The sequence below is a fragment of the Dysgonomonas mossii genome, from assembly GCF_004569505.1.
Taxonomy (GTDB): Bacteria; Bacteroidota; Bacteroidia; order Bacteroidales; family Dysgonomonadaceae; genus Dysgonomonas.
Genome location: NZ_SPPK01000001.1, coordinates 1,037,267 through 1,059,416 on the forward strand (window position 1 = coordinate 1,037,267; position 22,150 = coordinate 1,059,416).

The following is a 22,150-nucleotide window of genomic DNA, read 5'->3' on the forward strand; positions in this document are numbered from 1 at the left end:
CTATTTATCTTCTAATAATCTAACTTCTATGATTTTCGGTGTTGTATGTTCTTTGTTTGCAGTAAATTTAATATCTAATATCTCTTTTGTCGTCTCGCTTAGAGGAATATCTAATAGTATAAATTGGATTCCCGATTCAGGCTTATTATCTATACTTAGATTTTGAAGTTTCTCTCCATTGACCGAAATTTCATAAATGCTTGGTTTATCAGAATCTAGATATTTGACATATAAAACTTTGGCTTTTTTGTCTTTGTTTCTCATTTGATAACTAAACCAACCTTTTGCTTCCCGCCAGTGAATGTTCTCGAATGATCCTGCATTCGATTCTTCGAATTGTATAAAGTGATCTGATTCGGGTTGTTGTTCTCCACAAGCTACCTTATCTATAGTTTTAGAATCCAGTTTGATACGTTCTCGTTCTTCTCGCTTTATTTGTTCATGCAAACTAGCTAATCCTTCAGTTGTTGTTTGGGGCAAATATATAATATAGCGAGACTCATGCAATCTGAAAAAAGGTATAAATTCCAATTCTGACGGATATTTGGTGGAATAAAGGCTACTCAACTTGAAAGTCAGAGGCTTACCTGGTACAGGTTTAATTTTAGAAGTAATATCTTCTTTATCGCTAACCAATAGAGGCATTTCGGACAAAGGAAGAAGAGTTCCGTGTGCTATATGTCCACCACGGCTATCATCAGCAAACAAACCAGTCATATCTTCCTGCCCTGTTTTCGCAGCAAGAACAATAGGTCCATATCGAAATGAATAGTAATTTGATTTGTCAGGAAGTTGCTCCGCAACAATAGTCATCGGTAATTCTACGCTTATGCGATCTCCTTTTTGCCAAGTTCTTTTTATTGCAATATAACCATTCTTTAGAACTCCAGCATATGTTTTTCCATTCAGCCTAATTTTCATTGTTCCTTTTTCTACCCATGATGGGCATCGTACATACACTGTAAATTCACTTTTTTTCTTAGGATTTACAGTGATTTCTGTTTTTGATTCGTCGGGGAATTTATTATCCTGAACGATCTCAACATTTTTTTCTTTCCAGTTTAATGAAGAAGGAATAAATAGGTTTACATATAAAGCATCACTTGTGTGTGCATAAATCATTTCTCCATATTTTGCATGGCTTTCTATTCCAGATCCAACACAACACCACATACTGGTTTGAGGCTGCGAATATACACGATAATGTCCGGGGCGCATTTGTGTGAAATAAACTAAGCCTCCGGTTTGAGGATTTTGACTTGAAAGGATATGATTATATAATGCTTTTTCGTAATAATCAATATACTTTTTATCTAAGGATGTTTGATAAAACATTTTAGATAGACGGAGCATATTGTATGTATTACAAGTCTCGGGGCCTTCATTACTTGTTATCATACTCGAAAAATCATTTGTTGGGTGGAAGTGTTCTCTTACACTATTTCCACCTATACATACCGAGCGATGCTCTACTACAGTTTCCCAAAAGAAACGAGAGGCCTCCGACCAAGATTCATTCCCTTCGATATCAGCAATACGTTTAAAACCTAAAACTTTAGGAATTTGCGTGTTCGCGTGTAATCCTGTTAATTTATCTTCATGAGCTAATAATGGGTTTAGTATTAATTGGTGAGAAAACTGATGAGCTAATTTCAAATATTTTTCATTTTGCGTTATTACGGCAACATCCGCAAAAGTTTCGTTTAGTCCTCCGTGTTCGCTGCGCAGCATATCTTGTATTTGCTCTTCGGACAAATTCGATACTAGTTTTATAGCCCAGTCTGTCATTTTAATCAACATATCCTTTGCTGTCTCATTCCCTGCAATAAGGTAGGCATCACGTAGGCCTGCATAAGTCTTATGAATATTGTAGAGAGGAACCCACCTGTTATTTAACCCAAAACCAGAGGCTCGAATATCACCTTTGGCTATTTCATCCCAAATAGCCTTTCCGCCGGGAACACCTCCAATGTATCCATTACCATTTTCATCCTGACATCGTTTCAATTCACTTATCATATAGTCAAGACGATTTTTTATCTGTTCATCTCCTGTAGAAGCATACATCAAAGCAAGAGCCGAAACATAATGCCCTCCGATATGTCCGTCAAGACCCGTATTTTCCCAATTCGTGTAACTCTCTGCCTTTTTCTGCAATCCAGCTTCTCTTAAGAATGGTGCCAAAAGTCTATCTGCATCTAAATCTAAAAGATATTTTTTATCAAGATCCTGTGCCCTTTTGAAAGGACTATCCAATAACATTATGTCTTTCAGATCAAAATAGTTGATTTTAGGAGTAGTTTCCTGAGCACAAAGGTGAATAACACAAACGAAAGAGAATATTGTTGTAAATAATTTCTTCATTGATATTGATTTAATTTCTATACATAAACACTATTAAAAATAGACAAGCTGGTATACTTCTGGTTGGTTAACGAACCATTCTGCATATCAGCTTTGTTTTTTATATTACTTCAGATATTCTTTGACCTGTTTATATACATTATCAGGAGTAAAGCCTAGTTTTTCGTCGAGTACTTTGTAAGGAGCGGAAAACCCGAAAGAGTTCATACCCCAAATTTTACCATTGTCGCCAACGAGCCCAAGTAATGTCACGGGTAGCCCGGCAGTCAATCCGAACTTTTTCTTGTCCTGCGGCAATACGGTTTCCTGGTATTCTTTACTTTGTGTGCGGAATACTCCCTCGGATGGAACGGAAACAATACGTGTTTTTATGCCGTCTTCTTTCAGCAGTTTAGCCCCGTCAACGAGTGTCGATACTTCCGATCCGGAAGCCAGCAGGATGATGTCATAGTTCGCATCTTCCTCCACTATATATGCTCCTTTCTCTGCTTGAAGAGCTTCTGCATATCGGTTTTCTTTTGCCGGCAGGTCGTTGATGTTCTGACGAGAGAAAATCAGACCGGTAGGGCTTGTTTGATTTTCCATGGCCATTTTCCAAGAAACGGTTGCCTCTGTAACATCCGCCGGACGCAGTACCAGCATGGAATTGTGCCCGTTGTGATTTTGCAATTTTTCCAACAGACGAATCTGGGCTTCCTGTTCTACGGGTTCATGTGTCGGTCCGTCTTCCCCTACACGGAAAGCATCGTGCGTCCAGATAAACTTAACCGGCAGTTCCATCAGAGCAGCCAGACGTATCGCCGGTTTCATGTAGTCGGAGAAAACAAAGAAGGTTGCACAAGCCGAAATGATACCGCCATGCAGTGTCATGCCGATACACAGGCAAGCCATTGTCAGTTCCGATACCCCTGCCTGCAGGAATGCTCCTGAGAAGTCTCCTTTTTTCATGCTGTGGGTATGTTTCAAGAAACCGTCTGTTTTATCCGAGTTGGAAAGGTCGGCAGATGAAACAACCATGTTCTCCACTTGCTTTGCCAACACACCCAGTACGGTTGCCGATGCCGCGCGAGTCGCCTGATTAGGCTTTTGCTCTATGGCTGCCCAATCGATTGCCGGAGTATAGCCGCTGAACCATTTCTGCATTTTTTCGGCAAGCTCAGGATTTTGTTTAGCCCAGGCTTGTTTTTCGGCGTGTTTCTTTGCTACTATTTCTTCGAGTTCAGCCTTGCGTTTAGCATATAGCTCTTTTACCTCCGGGAAAATAACGAACGGATTTGTTGGGTCACCTCCGAGGTTTTCGATTGTTTTCTCGAAAGAAGCTCCGGCAGCACTTAAGGGTTGTCCGTGAGTCTCAGTCTCATTTTCAAAGCTTGAACCGTCGGCTTTAATGGCACCTTTACCCATGATTGTTTTACCGATAATAAGGGTCGGCTTTTCTTTTTCAGCTTTAGCTTCTGTAAGAGCGGCACGTATTTCGGAGGCATCATTTCCTTTGATGGTGATCACTCTCCATCCCCATGCCTGATATTTAGCGGCAACATCTTCTTCTGTTACTTCTTTTGTTTTGGTTGATAACTGTATTCCGTTCGAATCATAGAACATGATCAGGTTGTCAAGTCCCAGATGTCCGGCTGTACGTCCTGCTCCTTGCGAAATCTCTTCCTGGATACCTCCATCCGAGATGAACGCATATATGGTCTGATCCATACGCTCACCAAAGCGATGTTTTAAGAATTTGGCAGCGATTGCGGCTCCTACGGCAAAAGTATGTCCCTGCCCCAGTGGTCCTGATGTATTTTCTATTCCGCGGTTGATGTCTCTCTCAGGGTGTCCTGGAGTAACGCTTCCCCATTGGCGGAATTGTTGTAAGTCTTCGAGTGTGAATTTTCCAGTCAGGCACAATGTGCTGTAAAGCATGGGTGACATGTGTCCGGGATCGAGGAAAAAACGGTCACGACCTTCCCATGTCGGGTTTTGCGGATCGTAAACGAGAAACTCAGTGAATAAAACATTGATGAAGTCCGCTCCCCCCATTGCTCCCCCCGGGTGACCTGACTTCGCTTTTTCAACCATTGAAGCCGACAGTATACGAATATTGTCTGCACTTTTGTTTAATAAATCAATAGAACTCATTGTTAAATATTTTGATGTTTCGAAGTTTAATCAGAGAAATTATATTTGTAAAACAAGGGTTTTTTAGATATAAACCGTCATTTTCATTACTAAAGTTCCCTTATTTTCAATAATTGTTTTTTCTCAATAATCATATTTCAAATTTACGAAACATTAAAAATAATAATTACAGAATCCATTCCTTTTACAATCGAATATAGTGCTTTGGACTGCTATTATGTCGCATATTCATTCTTTTATGTTGCATCTTAACTTTCTCCCCTCTCTGCATACTCTGTAGGGGTACATCCATAGAATTTCTTAAATGCAACTGCAAAAATGGTAGGGTTCGAAAAACCTGTAGCATAAGCGACTTGTGATATATTTACTTTTTTCTCAACTAACAATTTTGCAGCTTGTTTTAATCGTACATTTCGAATAAAGTCGCTGGTAGTTATCCCTGTTATTTCTTTAAGCTTTCGATGTAGCTGTGTACGGCTGATACCAACCTCTTTAGATAGAGCCTCGATGCTGAATTTAGAATTGTCTATATTTTTATTAATAAGAGTCATCAGTCGTTCTATAAATAAATCGTCATTCGATTTAATATCTAAAGGAGTCACTTTCTCTTCCAGTTCTTTTACCCCTACAAATTTACCTTTCAATAAAGATCTGTTTGATATCAGATTATTACAAAGGAAGAGCAGTTCTTCCATCAGAAACGGTTTATCCATAAAGCCATCGGCACCTACATTCCAGCCCATCATGCGACTATCCGCTTCAACCTGAGATGTTAAGAGGATCACCGGGATATGACTTATATTCTCATTGCTTCTAATTTTCTTGAGTAGAGTGAAACCATCCATCTCGGGCATTGCTACGTCTGATATGACCAAGTCTATGCGTTCTTGTAGTAATATTTGCAAAGCTTCGTTGCCATTATTTGCCGTAACGACTTTATAACTCGCACTTAGTTCTCTTTGTATATATTCTTGTAGTCCTTCATCATCATCTACAACCAATATGCGTTGTCTTTTTTTATTTTTAATAGCTACTGTTGGATGGTCTTTTTCTTCCCAACAAATAGGCGTTTCTAATGCAAAGCGGATTGTTTCGCTTTGCTGAACAATATCGTCTTTTGTGAAGTGTTCATTCCCTATAGGAATACGAACAGTAAAACAGCTACCCTGTATATCCTTCCTATTAGAAGCTTTTATAGTTCCATGGTGAAGCTCAACTAATAGTTTGCATAAATTCAGCCCTATGCCGAATCCTAATGGATTGTATGGCTCTGTTTGATAAAATCGTTCGAAAATGCGTTCAACCTCTTTCTCGTTTAATCCTAATCCCGAATCAATGATATTAATTTCAGCATATTTTCCTGCATTCCCTGTATTTTCGGATTTAGTAGTTGCAAGGGTTATTTTAATCTCTCCTCCGTCCTTCGTATATTTGAATGCGTTTATGAGCAAGTTCATCAAGACCTTGTCAAAGTTGTTTCTGTCAATCCATACAGGAAGACGACCTTCTGTTGATTCGAAAGTAAATTTTATATCTCGCTTATTTGCTTGGTAATCAAAAACAAGTGTTAGATCTTTTATAAATCCGACCATATCTGTTTCCTGACATGCAATCTTCATCTGTCCTTTGTCTATCTTTCTAATATCCAAAAGCTGGTTTATAAGGCTCATTATCCGATGTGCATTACGCTGTATTGTTTCTAATAACTTTTTTGTTTTTTCATCATATTCAGTTTTTAGTAATTCAGATAATGGGCTTATAATTAATGTGGTAGGTGATCGTATTTCATGTGCAATATTAATGAAGAATTTTAGTTTATCTTCATTATTTTGTTCTTCTCTACGTCTTTGTTGACGTTTCTGCCATGTATAGGCAATACCAGTTAATATTCCGATAAAAAGTAATACATATAAGGATGTTGCCCAAGTAGTACTGTACCAAGGTGGTGAAATCTTTATGTTTAGAGTCTTGATAGAAGAATAAGCATTGTTCTCGAAAGCTCTTACTTCTAAGGTGTAATTCCCTGGAGATAAAAAGTTATATGTTATACGATTCTCTCCCGGAAATGTAGATATCCATTCTTCATTCATTCCTAGTAGGCGATATTCAAAAATCACATTCTCTGGATTATGATAATTCATTGTAGAAAATTCTAGAGAAAAAGACTTTTCGTTATAGGATAGGTTTATCTCTGAGGCATCAAACAGTCTAGTCTCGGATATCGGTTTGCCTTTTATTATCTTGTCAGCACTAACTGATACATTATTTATGTATAAATGAGTTAGTTTGGGTTGAAAGTCTAAACTTAGAGCCTTAATTGAATCCGGGAGGAATTTGGTTACTCCATATAACCCACCGAAATATAAATATCCCATCTTATCTTGTAAGAAAATATTCTTCGAGAATTCTCTATCTACAAGTCCATTCCCTGTGTAGTAACATGCGATACGTCCGGTTTCTATACTTAATTGGAATATTCCGTTGAGTGTACTTCCCCAAATGTTGTTTCCCGTAGCATCAGTGCCTAGTCCGCATATAATGTTGTTCGGCAAACCTTCTTCCATCCCATAGTGTTCTATCTTTTTGCGTTTCTTGTTATATCTGTATAATCCATTATTTGTCCCAATCCAAATGTTTTTTTTCTTGTCCTCCATTAGAGTGGTGCAAATCATAGAAGAAAGAGATGTATCATCGCTATAGTGTAGAAAGATATTCTTATTCGGATCGTAACAGTCTACACCTATACTATGTGCAAGCCAAATAAGCCCATCGGAGTCGCACAAGATATCATTAATCCAGTTGTTAGATAAAACCTGATCATTTGCTAAACGGGTTTTATCAGATATCAATATCCATTTTTTTGTTTCAATATTATAGCGAATGAAACCTTCACCAAGCACGGATATATATACATTTTTCTTTTTATCTTCAGCTATAGCAACAACCGATTTTCCTTCGAAGGATGGATATTTAGCACTCCTCCCACTTTTTTTATCAAAAGTATAAACACCTCCTTGGTAGCTTCCAATCCAAAATGTTCCGTTGATATCCTCATATATGGTAGAAACATCTTTTTGGATATTATAAGACTCTAAAATCTTGCCTCTGTTGTTTATCTTATTGAGTTTACCATTGTCCGTTCCTAGCCATAATTCATTTTCGCGGTCTTCATATAATGAAGTAATAGATCCTGTTTCTCCATTTTCTTTAAAATACCAAAAGTCGAACTGAGTAGGCTCATTTAAGCCCATTAATAATCCTTTTTGATTGCATCCAAACCATAAGTTACCTTTGTTGTCTTCAAAAAAAGTTGTAATACGTTCTTTTATAGGATTGTCGTATCCGTTTTTAAGTTTAGAAGGCGTAACCAAGGTCATCGTATTGGTATCTATATATTTCAGTCCTTGCCCTACGGTGTTGACGTATACCATTCCGTCTTTAAGACAAGCGATACCTCGTATATTTACATTTGGTTCATCATTTTTGATACGCATAAAGTCTTGACGGATTATATCCCATAAAAAAACACAAGAGCTTGTTGCAACAAACATTCTACCCATGTGGTCTTCTGTTATTCCATAGACCTTATATTGAGGGTCTATAGGTAAATCATAAGTTTTTACGTTTTTTTTGTCTGGAGAAATACATGCCATACGGCTTTCTGATAATACTACCCATATTTGGTGTGCCCGATCTTCAAAAATATGGTTAGAATAAGGGATTCCCAATAGTTTGTTTATATCTGTGAGAGACGTTGCTGCCATTGTTTGTTTATTGATAGAGTAGAGGCCATAGCCTCCTGTTACAATCCAGATTTCTCCACTATGCAGTTGTATAATTCCTCTGACTGATGGATGTGTATTATCGGGGAATTTGACATGAATGAAAGAGTCTTTGTAAGGATTGTAATATTCTAATCCTCTATTGGCACCGATCCAGAGAGCGCCGGAGTCATCAGTGAAAAAAGTTTCGATATAATTACCAGATAAGGATGTGGAGTCTTTGTCATTGTAAAAATAATGAGTGAAATTCCATCCATCAAACTTATTTAATCCATTCTGGGTAGCTATCCAAATAAATCCTGAGGAATCTTGAGTTATTCGGGTGATTAGGTTGCTCGATAATTTCCCTAATCCATAAAAGCGTTCCTGTTGAGCTAAGCTTAAACTAATGGAGACGCACGAAAGGGCAATAAACAAAAAAAGGCGTTTGCTCATGTATTTTAGATTTTCGGTATTAGAATGTGAAACAAAAATAAAGAATTAAACAATGAAAAAGGGAACAAAATAAACATATTTTGTTCCATGTGCAACATAAACTATCGTTTGTGAAACGTAAAGAGTGTTTTATGTCTTTGTTTAGGTGGATTATATCGGTTTCTTCTGCTTTGGTAGCACATATATTAATGGTGGTATAATTGCATGCACGTTTCTTTAAATATCAAATGGTAGTATAATTTTAGCTAAATCTATACATGTATCAATTCAATTATAAGTGTAAATCTATAGCATTTATGCTAGCATTTACTTTTTAGACATAATAATCTGTTTTTTGAGGTGAAGCTCTTTTGTGAAAAAGAAGCACAAAAAATCTCTTTGTATGCTTTCAAGAATCTGAAGAAACAATATAGATATAAAGTGAAACATCTTAGAGTTGTTGCGAAACATATGATAGCGTAACCTGTATCAATAATAGTTACCTCTCTTTTGTTAATGGTTTAATTTTACAATACAGAAAGTCCTTAGCCTTAGACGTGTGAAGATAGGGGGGCATAAATCAAAATCAATAAAGATACTGGTATGGCTTGTGCTTAAAGCTCAATTTATAAAATCGACAGGGATAAATCTAAATATGAACTGGAAGATAATGTGATAAACAAGATCAATGTGGAAATCGAAGAACGGTATTTGGATGAGAAATAATGTCGCTCTAAAAATGAAATTAATAAATATATAATATAGAAAAATCATTATCATGAAATTATTAACACCTATTCTTAGTTTTAGCTTGATGCTTTTATTGCTCTGCTGTGTTCAGGCTAAATCGACAAGTGATGACAAAAATCCATCTTTAAAAAACGCGTTAGATGGAAAGTTTTATATCGGAACGGCTTTAAATCTAAATCAGATACAAGGTCGTGATACAGCTTCATTGAAAATTGTAAAAGATCAGTTTGCTGCCATTGTAGCAGAAAATTGCATGAAAAGCATGTATATGCAGCCCAAAGAAGGAGAGTTCTTTTTTGATGATGCGGATAAGTTTGTTGAATTAGGTGAGCAGAACCACCTGTTTGTCACAGGCCATTGCCTGATCTGGCATTCTCAGGCTCCGTCCTGGTTCTTTACTGATGATAAAGGAAAAGACGTTTCGCCTGAAGTCTTAAAAGAAAGGATGAAAAATCATATAACAACAATTGTGAACCGTTATAAAGGACGCATAAAAGGCTGGGACGTTGTTAACGAAGCGATATTAGATAATGGAGAGTTTCGCAAAAGTAAATTCTATGAGATATTAGGTGAAGAATTCATTCCGTTAGCATTTCAATATGCTCACGAAGCTGATCCCGATGCAGAGCTTTATTACAATGACTATAATGAATGGCTCAATGAGAAGCGCGATGCGATTGTGAATCTAGTTAAAACTTTAAAGGAAAAAGGTATTCGTATTGATGGCGTTGGTATGCAAGGTCATGTGGGGTTAGATTCCCCGACATTAGCCGATTATAAGGCGGCGATAGATGCCTATACTGCATTAGGTGTGAAAGTTATGATTACAGAGTTTGAATTGAGTGCATTGCCTTCTCCTCGTTTTAATGTGGGAGCTAATATATCGGATACAGAAGCTTATAGGAAGGAGATGAATCCTTATGTTGAAGCTTTGCCCGATTCAGTTTCAGATATTTGGAGTAAGCGGATGTTGGAATACTTTACACTTTTTCTGGATAATTCTGATAAAGTAAGTAGGGTAACTATGTGGGGTGTTACGGATGGCGATTCGTGGAAAAATAATTTTCCAATGAGAGGACGTACAGATTATCCTTTATTATTTGATCGGAATTATAAAGCTAAACCTGTTGTTCAGAGTATTATAGATGAGGCAATGTCTAGAAGAAAATAAAAAACAATATCAACTTCGAAATAGCGGAAAGATGAAAACGTCTAAATATTTAGTTCCTGATGCTTACATGGCAGATCCAGCTGCTCATGTTTTTAACGGGAGATTGTATATATATCCTTCACACGATTGGGAAAGTGGAATCGAAGAAAATGATAATGGCGATCACTTCAATATGAAGGATTATCATGTGTTTTCTACCGATGATATCGAAAATGGTGTCCTTACAGATCATGGTGTTGTGTTAGATACAGCAAATATCCCTTGGGCTGGTCGTCAATTGTGGGATTGTGATGTAGCCTGTAAAGATGGCAAATATTATATGTATTTTCCACTGAAGGATCAAAATGATATTTTTCGTATAGGAGTAGCTATTAGCGATAAGCCCGAAGGGCCATTCACTCCTGAGGAAAATCCAATAAAGGGAAGTTATAGTATCGATCCTGCTATTTGGGAAGAAAATGGCGAATACTATATGTATTTTGGTGGATTATGGGGTGGACAGCTTCAACGTTATCGCAACAACAAAGCGCTAGAATGTGCCGTTCTGCCCGAAGGAAAAGATTTAGCTCTATGTCCTAAAGTTGTAAAATTGAGTGCTGACATGCTTGGATTTTCAGAAGAGCCTCGCGATGTTCTCATCCTAGATGAGAACGGAGACCCATTAACGGCAGGAGATACAGAGAGACGTTTTTTTGAAGCATCATGGTTGCATAAATACAATGGTAAATATTACTTTTCATACTCCACAGGTGATACACATTTATTGTGTTATGCTACCGGAGATAATCCGTACGGTCCTTTTGTGTATCAAGGAGTAATTCTTACTCCGGTTATCGGTTGGACTACTCATCATGCAATTGCCGAATTCAAAGGGAAATGGTATTTATTTTACCATGACTGTGTACCATCTGAAGGGAAAACATGGTTGCGTAGCCTTAAGGTGGTAGAACTGGAATATGATAGCAACGGTAAAATTAAAACGATTGAAGGTACACTTAATTAGTTGCTTGATATACGAGGGACGATGACTCTGTTTTTATGCAATCGATTATAAATAATATAAAAAAGCCAATTACTCGCTTTCTATCTGATAAAGAGATTCTTTTTAGTGAAAGGAAATGTGGTGTGCAACATAGAAGATTGAAAATGCAACAATCCGTAGGGTTGTAATTACTTGTGCGATTGTAAAAGAAACAAGTTTTTATCCTTTAATTTTTTTAGATATATAGCTTTGTAATGTTATCGCTAAAGCGTAAAACCATATAATAACTTAATTCATATCATGAAAAAAAATGTAATTGCTATTATTACAGGTATACTCTTATTTAGTCCTTTTAGTTTGAGCAGTCAGACTAAGGCAAACAAAAAACTTCAAAAAGGGGTTCCTACTTTTTCCAAATTTATTTATCAAGGGAATGATAAGGTTTATAACGAAAACCCTTTAAAAAGCAATGAATTTTATACACCGATTTTGCAAGGGTGTTATCCCGATCTGAGTATTACTCGTAAAGGAGATGACTATTATTTGGTCAACTCATCTTTTGCTTTTTTCCCGGGAGTCCCAATCTTTCATAGTAAAGATTTAGTTAATTGGACACAAATAGGAAATGTATTAGAAAGACCAACTCAACTAAAAGTACAAGATATAGAAATGAGTGCAGGAGTATATGCTCCCGACATTGCATACAATCCTCATAATGATACCTTTTATATGATCACAACTCATATTGGAGGAGGTTTGGGTAATATAGTTGTTAAAACTAAAGATCCTCGACAAGGATGGGGTGACCCGATCCGTCTAGAGTTTAATGGAATTGACCCGGCTTTATTCTTTGATGATGACGGTAAAGCTTATTTAGTACACAATGATGCTCCGGATCATGGCAAAGAATTGTATTCTGGCCACAGGGTTATTAAACAATGGGAATATGATGTAGAAAACGATAGAGTTATTCCTGGTACAGATAAAATAATAGTAGATGGGGGGGTGGATATTACAAAAAGACCTATATGGATAGAAGGCCCTCATATATATAAAAAAGATGGTCGTTATTTTTTGATGTGTGCAGAAGGAGGTACTGGTGATTGGCATAGTGAAGTGATTTTTGTTAGCGAAAATCCACGCGGACCATTTAAGCCGGCTGCTAATAATCCTATATTGACTCAAAGATATTTTGCAAAAGATAGAAAAGATAAAGTAGATTGGGCAGGACATGCCGATTTAGTACAAGCTCCTGATGGTAAGTATTACGGAGTATTTTTAGCAATTCGTCCTAATAATAAACAAAGAGTAAATTCGGGTAGAGAAACATTTATATTACCTGTAGATTGGAGTGGAGAATTCCCTGTTTTCGAGAATGGGCTTATTCCTCTATCGCCTAAATTGAAAATGCCGGAAGGTGTACAAAATCAAACAGGAATGAATGGTTTCTTCCCTAATGGAAACTTTACTTTTAATGACGATTTTTCAAGCAAGAGTTTAGATCATAGATGGATAGCAGTAAGAGGTCCTCGTGAAGATTTTGTGAATATTACGAAAGAGGGTTTACAGATTAAGCCATTCCAGACAAATATCAAAGATCGTAAGCCTATTTCAGCTTTGTTTCATAGACAACAGCATAAAACATTTTCAACAACAGTGAACATGAACTATGTACCTGCCTCTGAAACTGATTTAGCCGGAATCGTTTGTTATCAAAAAGAATCATTCAACTATGTATTTGGTATTACACAAAAAGGAAGCGACTCTTATATCTTGCTTGTCAGAACAGATAAGAATAAGTCTACCCTTGTTGCTAGTGAAAAAATTGATGTAAGCAAACCAATACAATTGCAGGTTGAAGCAGACGAAGATAATTATAGATTTAATTACTCTGTTGATAATCAAGTATTCAAAAATATTGGAGGAACTGTTTCCGGTGATATTCTTTCCACAGATGTTGCCGGTGGGTTTACTGGAGCATTGATTGGTTTATATTCAACATCTTCAAATGATTTTCAACCATAAGCTTTAGCTTATTTGCATATAAACTTTTTTCGGCGTAGTGGAGAACTAACATTTCATTTTGGAGTCGATTATTCACTACGTCGATAGTTACCTAAAAAATTTAATACCACCTATCCAGGCATTTTACTGCAGCAAATACTATTAGAAAAACAGAAAACGATAACCAAAACTGTGGTGATAAAAAATACTGTCTGAGATAATAATTGTAAATAATACACTTAAAATAACCTTAAATTGTAATACCATATGATAAAAAACTCTTTTGTGAAAAAATACCAATAAACTGAAGAAAATGTAGCTAGACAATACTCTATGTTATGTTTTCTATGATCAATAATCTCCTAGACCTAAATGCTGATTTGACAAATTCTCGAAGAGAGTATGCAAATGTATTTTTTAATAATAGGCATTAACTTATTATTTAATTTTTAATCCATGAAAACTAATATTGATGACAGCTGACTTTTATAATCCTATTAGATTGATATTAAGAATCGATCATATTATGATAAATTAAAATTGTTAATCATATTAAACTAATAGTAATGAATAATAAAACAAAACGAGCTTGGAAAATTCCCTGCATAAGTTTACTCCTGCTATTTATTTGCTTTGCAGCATATGCGCAGAAAGGAACTGTTATTACGGGAAATGTCGTAGACAAAAATGATGAGCCTCTTACAGGAGTTAATATTACTTTAAAGGGCAATACATCAGTAGGAACTGTAACAGATTTTGATGGAAATTTTTCATTAACTGTTCCAACCGGAACAAAGACCATCGTAGCTACTTATGTAGGCATGACAACACAGGACATAAACATACAAGGCAAACAGAATGTAAGAGTGGTTATGTCCGAAAATGAAGAGATTTTAAGTGAAGTGGTTGTGGTAGGTTATGGTCAACAGAAGAAGGCCAGTGTTGTAGGAGCAATCACACAAACAACAGGTAAAGTTTTAGAGCGTGCCGCTGGTATTTCCGATATTGGAGCTGCTCTTACCGGTAATTTGCCCGGTGTAATCACTACTCAGAGTACAGGGATGCCCGGAGAAGAAGAACCAAAGATTGTTATTCGAGGAGCTAGTTCGTGGAACAATAGCGATCCTCTAGTATTAGTCGATGGTATCGAACGTCCAATGAGCTCCGTAGATATTAGTTCGGTAGAAAGCGTATCTGTTCTGAAAGATGCTTCTGCTACAGCTGTTTATGGAGTTAAAGGTGCGAATGGTGTTATTCTGGTTACTACCAAAAGAGGTAGTGACGGAAGCGCAAAAATAGATGTTGGTTTCAACGCAACACTAAAAGCTCCGTCTAAATTACCTAACAAATTGGATTCTTATGATGCATTAATGGCTCGTAACAGGGCTATTGAGCATGAATTAGCTCTAACTCCTGATTCTTGGGCTTATATACGACCACAAGCATTTATCAACAACTATCGGAACCAGACTACTATAGAGCAACGAGAACGCTATCCGAATGTAGATTGGCAGGATGCTCTATTCAAGAAGACTGCAATGTCTTATAATGCAAATATAAATGTATCGGGAGGAACAAAAGTTGTAAAATACTTTGCTTCTGCCGACTTTGTGCATGAAGGCGACCTTTTCCGCGTTTATGATAATGGACGTAATTATAATGCCGGATATGGATTCGACAGACTAAATGTTCGTAGTAATCTGGATTTTCAAATAACAAAGACAACTTTGTTTAAGGTTAATCTAGCAGGTTCTAATGCTATCAAGAAAACACCTTGGGGACAAACCGATAACTCTACATGGGCTGTTGCTCAACAATGGTCTGGAGCCTATAATATTGCACCGGATGTTTTCCTTCCGCAATATTCGGACGGCTCTTGGGGATTCTATCCAAATATTTCGAATGTTAGTAACTCGGCTGCCGTTCTTTCTTTGGGAGGTACAATGCAGACAACAACTACTCGTATCAATACAGACTTTACTTTAGAGCAAGACTTGGGCTTTATAACAAAAGGATTGTCTGCTAGAGGAGTTGTTTCTTGGGATAATACTTTTGTTGAATTCGAAAGAGGAATAAATGATTTAAATAATTCGGCTCAGGGAAAATGGATAGATCCAGAAACAGGTCAAGTAACTTATAGACAAAATTTTGATGGTAATAATAAGTTCGACTGGATGCAAGGTGTTAACTGGGCTACATCAGGAGGATCTGTAAATAATGGAGCAACATTACGTAATTTATACTATCAGGCACAATTGAATTGGGCTCGTAAATTTGATGCGCATAGCATAACAGCCATGGGTGTTTTCAGCCGTCAAGAAGAGGCGAGAGGTAGTGTAATGCCTATTTTCCGTGAAGACTGGGCTTTCCGTGCTACTTATGATTACGCAGACAAATACTTTATAGAATACAACGGTGCTTATAATGGCTCTGATAAATTCAGTAAAGAAAATCGTTTTGCATTCTTTAATTCCGGTGCGATAGGATGGATGTTAAGCAATGAGAATTTTATGAAAGGATTAAAATTCTTAGATATGCTTAAAATCAGAGCTTCATATGGGGAAATTGGAGATGATAATCTTGGTGGTGACAAATTCGATTCAGCGCGACGTTGGCTTTATATGACCCAGTGGGCTTATGGAGGGGTTACAGCAATGGATTTAAATCATGGAAATAGTCCTTATACATGGTACAGAAAATCAGCACTTGGAAATGAAAATGTGAAATGGGAAACCGTAAGAAAGATAAATGTAGGAGCAGACTACTCTTTCTTGGACGGATTATTTATTGGTAGTGTGGATGTTTTTAGAGATGACCGTAGAGATATCTTGGTATGGGGTGATCAACGCTCTACTCCGTCGTATTTAGGAGCTATGCCTCCTACAGCGAATATTGGTAGAGTTCGTACAAATGGTTATGAATTGGAATTACGTATAAATAAACGACTCTCTAATGACATGAGACTTTGGGGTAATTTCAACATGACACATTCTAAAAATAAAATATTAGAAAAAGATGACCAGGCGTTAAGACCTGCTTATCAGAAAGCTGCCGGATATAGCATTGGACAATATACATCTTACGTTGATGCAGGATATGTCAATACCTACGACCAATTATATGGAAGTACTCGACATGACACTAACGATTCGCAAAAATTACCCGGCGATTATAACATAATAGACTTCAATGGAGATGGGGTTATTGACAATAAAGACTTAGTTCCTTACGGATATTCTGGTACACCTCAGAATACATTCAATGCTACTATTGGCTTCGAATGGAAAGGATTTAGTGCTTTCGTTCAGTTCTATGGTGTGACAAATGTAACCCGAGATGTATCATTAACAAGCTTCGGTAATAAACTAAACACTGTATACGATATCGGAACATGGTGGTCGAAAGATAATACATCTGCCGATGTTGTAGTGCCACGATGGTCTTCTAGTCCGAGCTATAATACCAGTACTCAGTTTTTATATGACGGATCATATATCCGTTTGAAGAATGCTGAGGTTGCTTACACATTTACTGATGGCTGGATTAAGAAATTAGGTGTGAAAAATATGAAAATATATCTGAACGGAAATAATCTCTGGTTGTGGACAAGAATGCCTGACGACCGTGAAGCAAATTTATCCGGTGCAGGTTATTTAGGTGCTTATCCTACTGTAAGACGTTACAATTTAGGTATTAAATTCTCATTATAAGATTAAAGATGATGAAAAATATATATAAAACTTTTCTAAAGAGTTGTATCCTGTTCTTAATATTAGGAACTAGTTTAGCTTCTTGTGAAGATTATTTGGATAAAGAACCTGATTCTACTATATCAGGAGATGATGCCTTTAAGAACTTCATGAATTTTCAGGGCTACATAGAAGAGATTTACAATTGCATACCTGACAAACAGAAGTGCAATTGGGCTCCTTCCTGGAATTGGGGTGACGATGAAATCTTCAACCCCGAGGCTGATGGTCGTATGACTCACCAAGTAGACCTTGGAAACTACCGCGCATGGAGAAGCGCAGGTGATTGGTTATATAACAGTAATAGTAGTTCTACAGCTACCGGAGACGGATCTCCTAAACGACATTCATTATGGCCTCATGCATGGTATTGCATAAGTAAAGCAAATGAAGGATTGGCTAATCTGGACAAGTTAACAACAGCCACAGCTGAGGAAAAAAATCTGATTGCAGGGCAACTATATTTCTTTCGTGCATGGTGGCATTTTGAACTCATGACATTCTTTGGTGGGTTACCTTATGTAGACCATGTATTAGATGCTACCGGAACATTGACTCTTCCTCGATTGAGTTATCAGGAATGTGCAGATAAAGCTGCTGCCGACTTTAGGCAAGCTGCCGATCTACTTCCTATCGACTGGGATAACACAACAGTAGGGAAAAATACAGTGGGCAAAAACCAATTGCGTATTAATAAAATAATGGCATTAGGTTATTTGGGTAAAAATTATCTTTGGGCAGGTAGCCCATTGATGAAAAACGGTCCTAAAGTAGGTGGAAGTCAAACTTATGACTATGATGAGGCATACTGTAAAAAAGCTGCTGAAGCCTTTGGTGAACTACTAAGTCTTGTAGAAGGTAATCAAACTCAATATGCATTAGCTCAGTTCAACTACAAAGATATTTATAATCATGAGAGAGCTGAAGGTTCTACATCTAGCTACTCGGATATTTTTTACACCACTCGTCAAAACTGGTTACAACCGGGATCTGTTGAAGCAATTTTCAGGGGGCCATCTCCAGACTTCAATGCCAGTAACTGGAATACTGCGAAGGTATTTGGTCCTAAAGTTGGCGGTTTGGTTGCTCATGATAACGTGATTCACCAACCAACAGCAAACTATGTTAATATGTATGGTATGGATAATGGACTTCCTCTAAATGATCCAGCTTCAGGCTTTGATCCTAATTACCCATTCAAAAATAGAGATCCTCGCTTCTATCATGATATTGTATTTGATGGATTCAAATATGTAAATAGTACTATGCCTGCGGATATGGAATATCTGCGTTATTGTAGTCTTTATACAGGAGGTGCAATGAGACCCGTAGCTAATGCTAGCCGTACAGGATATTTTATCCAAAAGCTGGTACCTCATACCTGCAACGAGTATGATAGAACATATGACTGGGGAGGAAACTATCACTGCTATTTGCCATATATGCGTTTATCTGATATTTATTTGATGTATGCCGAATCATGTGCTGCATTTGGTGGTGCTAGTGGTAAATCTTCTAATTTCTCAAAAACGGCAGAAGGTGCGATCAATACAGTGAGAGATCGTGTAAAAGCAGGACATGTAGGCAGCTCTTATACAGCAAGTAAAAATAAATTTATAGACGAAATTCGTAGAGAGCGTGCCGTAGAACTTTCATTTGAAGGATTCCGTTTCAATGATTTGCAACGTTGGTTATTACTAACAGAATATCCGTATACAGTAAAAACATCACAGGAATTTAAGCGTGTAGAAAACAATGACTTTTTCAAGAATAACGACCCAAAAGATGCAAGGGTATCAGAATTCAAAGAAGAAGTTATTCTTACACGAGTATTTGGTACCAAACATTATTGGTTCCCTCTTCCTGACAATGATGTATATCTATATCCTGAATTCGGGCAAAATCCGGGCTGGTAAATCCAAATAGAGTAAATGAATGTGTAATTTAAACGAATAAAAGATGAAATATATACAATCAATATTCATTTTGTGTGCCATGTTTGTCTTCTGCCCATTTGCAACTAAAGCTCAAACATTTGACCAAAATGAGGCGGACACACTCAAAAGTGATAAAGAATCGCTTGTACAGATTGCTTTTCGAAAAGTAGCGCAAAGCGACTTGTTGGGTGGTGTATCTGTTGTTAATGTAGAGGAACTGTCAAAAAAGAACTATAACACATATAGTTTAGATAATATGCAGGCCTATATCGGGGGGTGGAATGGAAATTCGCTGTGGGGTATGGATGCCGACAATGCAGGATATTTAGTGTTGGTTGATGGAATTCCCCGTGTAGCCAACAATGTTTTGCCTAGCGAAATTGATCAAATAACATTTCTAAAAGGAGCGCAGGCTGTTGTCCTTTATGGTAGCCGCGCAGCAAAAGGTGTTATATATATAACGACCAAAAGAGGTAAGACCGAAGATCTTAGGATAAGCGTAAGAGCTAACACGGGTTTTCATATATCTAAAAGCTATCCTGAATATCTAGGATCTGCTGAATATATGACTCTTTATAATGAAGCTCGCGCTAATGATGGGCTATCGGCTTTATATAGCGATAATGACATTTATCATTCTGCTTCGGGCTTAAATCCGTATCGTTATCCGAATGTAGATTTTTATTCTTCTGAGTTTTTGAAGAAAGTATCTAATCGTTCAGAAGTTACAGCAGAAATTACAGGCGGAAGTAAACGTGCTCATTTTTATAGTAATGTAGGTTATTATCATCAAGATGACTTGTTTAAGATCGGTGAAGCGAAGGATAATAGTATCAATCGTCTAAATGTGCGTGGTAATGTGGATGTTATGATTAGTAATGCTATTAGTGCATATATTAATGCGAATGCAACTTTCTATGACGCTAAAAATGCAAAAGGAGATTATTGGAATGCTGCATCAACATTTCGTCCCAATCGTGTAGCGCCGTTGATTTCATTAGATATGATTGATCAGAATGCTTTAGCTGCTTGGGATTTGGTTAATAATACCAATAATATCATTGATGGTAAATATTTTCTAGGAGGATCTCAGATTGATCAAAAGAATGCATTTGCAGATATATTTGCTGCCGGAAGTAGCAAATATACAAGCCGTCATTTTCAATTTGATACTGGAGTTGATATTGATTTGGAAGGCTTCTTGAAAGGGCTTTCGTTTCATACCAAATTTGCAGTGGATTATGCTACAGGTTATACAACGTCTTTTGACAACACATATTCGGTATATGCTCCAACTTGGGGTAACTTTAACGGAAAGGATGTTATTGTAGGTCTAACAAAATATAACAATGATAAGAAGTCTGGTGTACAGAATATTAGTGAGAGTGCTGATAATCAAACTATGGCATTCTCGGGGCAATTCGATTACGTAAATACTTTTGCAGATGATCATAACTTGTCGGCTATGCTAATAGCTTCGGGCTACCAGCAAACCTTATCGTCCGAATATCACAAAACTTCTAATGCAAATTTGGCATTACAAGTAGGCTATAATTATCAAAAGAAATATTATGCCGATTTTGGGGGAGCCGTAATACACTCAGCAAAGTTAGCCGAAGGGCAGCGTAATGCATTTTCTCCATCTCTTACATTAGGTTGGAGAATGAGCAATGAAAACTTCCTATCGGGATCTTCTATTATAGATGATTTAATGTTGAGTGTTTCAGGTAGTATCTTACATCAAGATATTGATATTCAAAATTATTATATGTACAAGTCAGCTTGGTCTCAAGCGTACGGTTGGAGTTGGTATGATGGTAGTTTAGAGAAATATACAATGTCTCTCCGTGGAAATAATGATGATCTTACATTTATTAAACGCAAAGAAATATCAGCGAATCTAAGAACTTCTTTGTGGAAGAAAATGATAACTGCAGATCTGTCATTCTTTGTAAACTCTATGGAAGGTAATATAATAACACCAAGTTCGCTTTTCCCTAATTATTTGTCTACAGCTTATCCCGAAGCGTCATTTGTTCCATATATGAACTATAATAATAATAAGCGTACAGGATTTGATTTCAATGTTAACTTCAACAAGAAAATCGAAGAGGTAGACTTCTCATTAGGTGTAGCTGGTACTTATTACGATACTAAAGCAACCAAGCGTAGCGAGATAAATGAATTTAGCTATCAAAATAGAACAGGTAAGCCGATTGATGGTATTTGGGGTTTACAAAGTGACGGCCTGTTTGAGAGTAGCGATGAGATAACTAATTCTCCGGAACAAAAATTTGGAGGAACAGTAAAACCAGGCGATATTAAATATGTAGATCAAAATGGCGACGGAGTCATCGATGATCAAGATGTTATATATCTAGGTAAAGGAGGCTGGTATGGCGCCCCGTTTACTTTGGGTATAAACATGACACTTAAATGGTCAGATTTTACATTCTTTGCTTTAGGAACAGGTAGCTTTGGAGCGAATAGTTTGAAAAATAGTTCTTATTATTGGATCCATGGAGATGGTAAATACTCTGCAGTAGTTCGTGACCGATGGACAGAAGAAACAAAGGCAACCGCGACTTACCCTCGTTTAACTACTGAAAGTGGAAGCAATAATTTCCGTACTTCAGACTTCTGGATGTATAAAACTAACCGCTTTGATCTGGCTAAGATACAGGTTACATACGACTTACCTAAGCAGCTATTGAAAAATAGTTTCATCCGCGAACTTTCGGCATATGTAAGTGGCGCTAATCTGCTTACTATATCGAAGGAACGCAAACATATGGAAATGAATGTAGGTAGTTCTCCACAAACCAGATTTTATAATATAGGTATAAAAGCTGCATTTTAATAAA

General features: G+C 37.0%; 9 protein-coding genes. 6 read left to right on the forward strand and 3 right to left on the reverse strand.

Annotated elements, in window-relative coordinates:
* The 3 genes from E4T88_RS04455 to E4T88_RS04465 form a co-directional block, all read right to left on the reverse strand.
* On the reverse strand, positions 1–2,364 hold the full coding sequence (locus tag E4T88_RS04455) for a glycoside hydrolase family 127 protein (RefSeq protein WP_135104256.1): 2,364 nt from the start codon (positions 2,362–2,364) through the stop codon (positions 1–3).
* Between the two features lie 105 nt (positions 2,365–2,469).
* On the reverse strand, positions 2,470–4,497 hold the full coding sequence (locus E4T88_RS04460; RefSeq protein ID WP_135104257.1) for a transketolase family protein: 2,028 nt from the start codon (positions 4,495–4,497) through the stop codon (positions 2,470–2,472).
* A gap of 248 nt (positions 4,498–4,745) precedes the next feature.
* Positions 4,746–8,714, reverse strand: a complete 3,969-nt coding sequence (locus E4T88_RS04465; protein WP_135104258.1) for a hybrid sensor histidine kinase/response regulator transcription factor — start codon at positions 8,712–8,714, stop codon at positions 4,746–4,748.
* A 757-nt stretch (positions 8,715–9,471) separates the two neighbouring features.
* On the opposite strand from E4T88_RS04465, the gene E4T88_RS04470 reads away from it, so the two are divergent.
* From E4T88_RS04470 to E4T88_RS04495, 6 genes are all read left to right on the forward strand, one after another.
* Positions 9,472–10,614 carry an endo-1,4-beta-xylanase gene (locus E4T88_RS04470; protein ID WP_135104259.1) on the forward strand — a complete coding sequence of 381 codons (1,143 nt, stop codon included), beginning with the start codon at positions 9,472–9,474 and terminating at the stop codon, positions 10,612–10,614.
* A 31-nt stretch (positions 10,615–10,645) separates the two neighbouring features.
* Positions 10,646–11,617 (forward strand): glycoside hydrolase family 43 protein, encoded by a 972-nt coding sequence (locus E4T88_RS04475; RefSeq protein WP_135104260.1) that lies wholly within the window; start codon positions 10,646–10,648, stop codon positions 11,615–11,617.
* A 279-nt stretch (positions 11,618–11,896) separates the two neighbouring features.
* Complete coding sequence (locus tag E4T88_RS04480; protein WP_135104261.1) at positions 11,897–13,621, forward strand: glycoside hydrolase family 43 protein; 1,725 nt, start codon at positions 11,897–11,899, stop codon at positions 13,619–13,621.
* 545 nt (positions 13,622–14,166) lie between these two features.
* Positions 14,167–17,310: a SusC/RagA family TonB-linked outer membrane protein gene (locus E4T88_RS04485; protein WP_135104262.1), complete on the forward strand. Its 3,144-nt coding sequence runs from the start codon at positions 14,167–14,169 to the stop codon at positions 17,308–17,310.
* 11 nt (positions 17,311–17,321) lie between these two features.
* On the forward strand, positions 17,322–19,265 hold the full coding sequence (locus tag E4T88_RS04490; protein ID WP_135104470.1) for a RagB/SusD family nutrient uptake outer membrane protein: 1,944 nt from the start codon (positions 17,322–17,324) through the stop codon (positions 19,263–19,265).
* A 43-nt stretch (positions 19,266–19,308) separates the two neighbouring features.
* Positions 19,309–22,146, forward strand: coding sequence for a SusC/RagA family TonB-linked outer membrane protein (locus tag E4T88_RS04495; protein ID WP_135104263.1), 2,838 nt, complete (start codon positions 19,309–19,311; stop codon positions 22,144–22,146).
* The last annotated feature ends 4 nt before the right edge of the window (positions 22,147–22,150 follow it).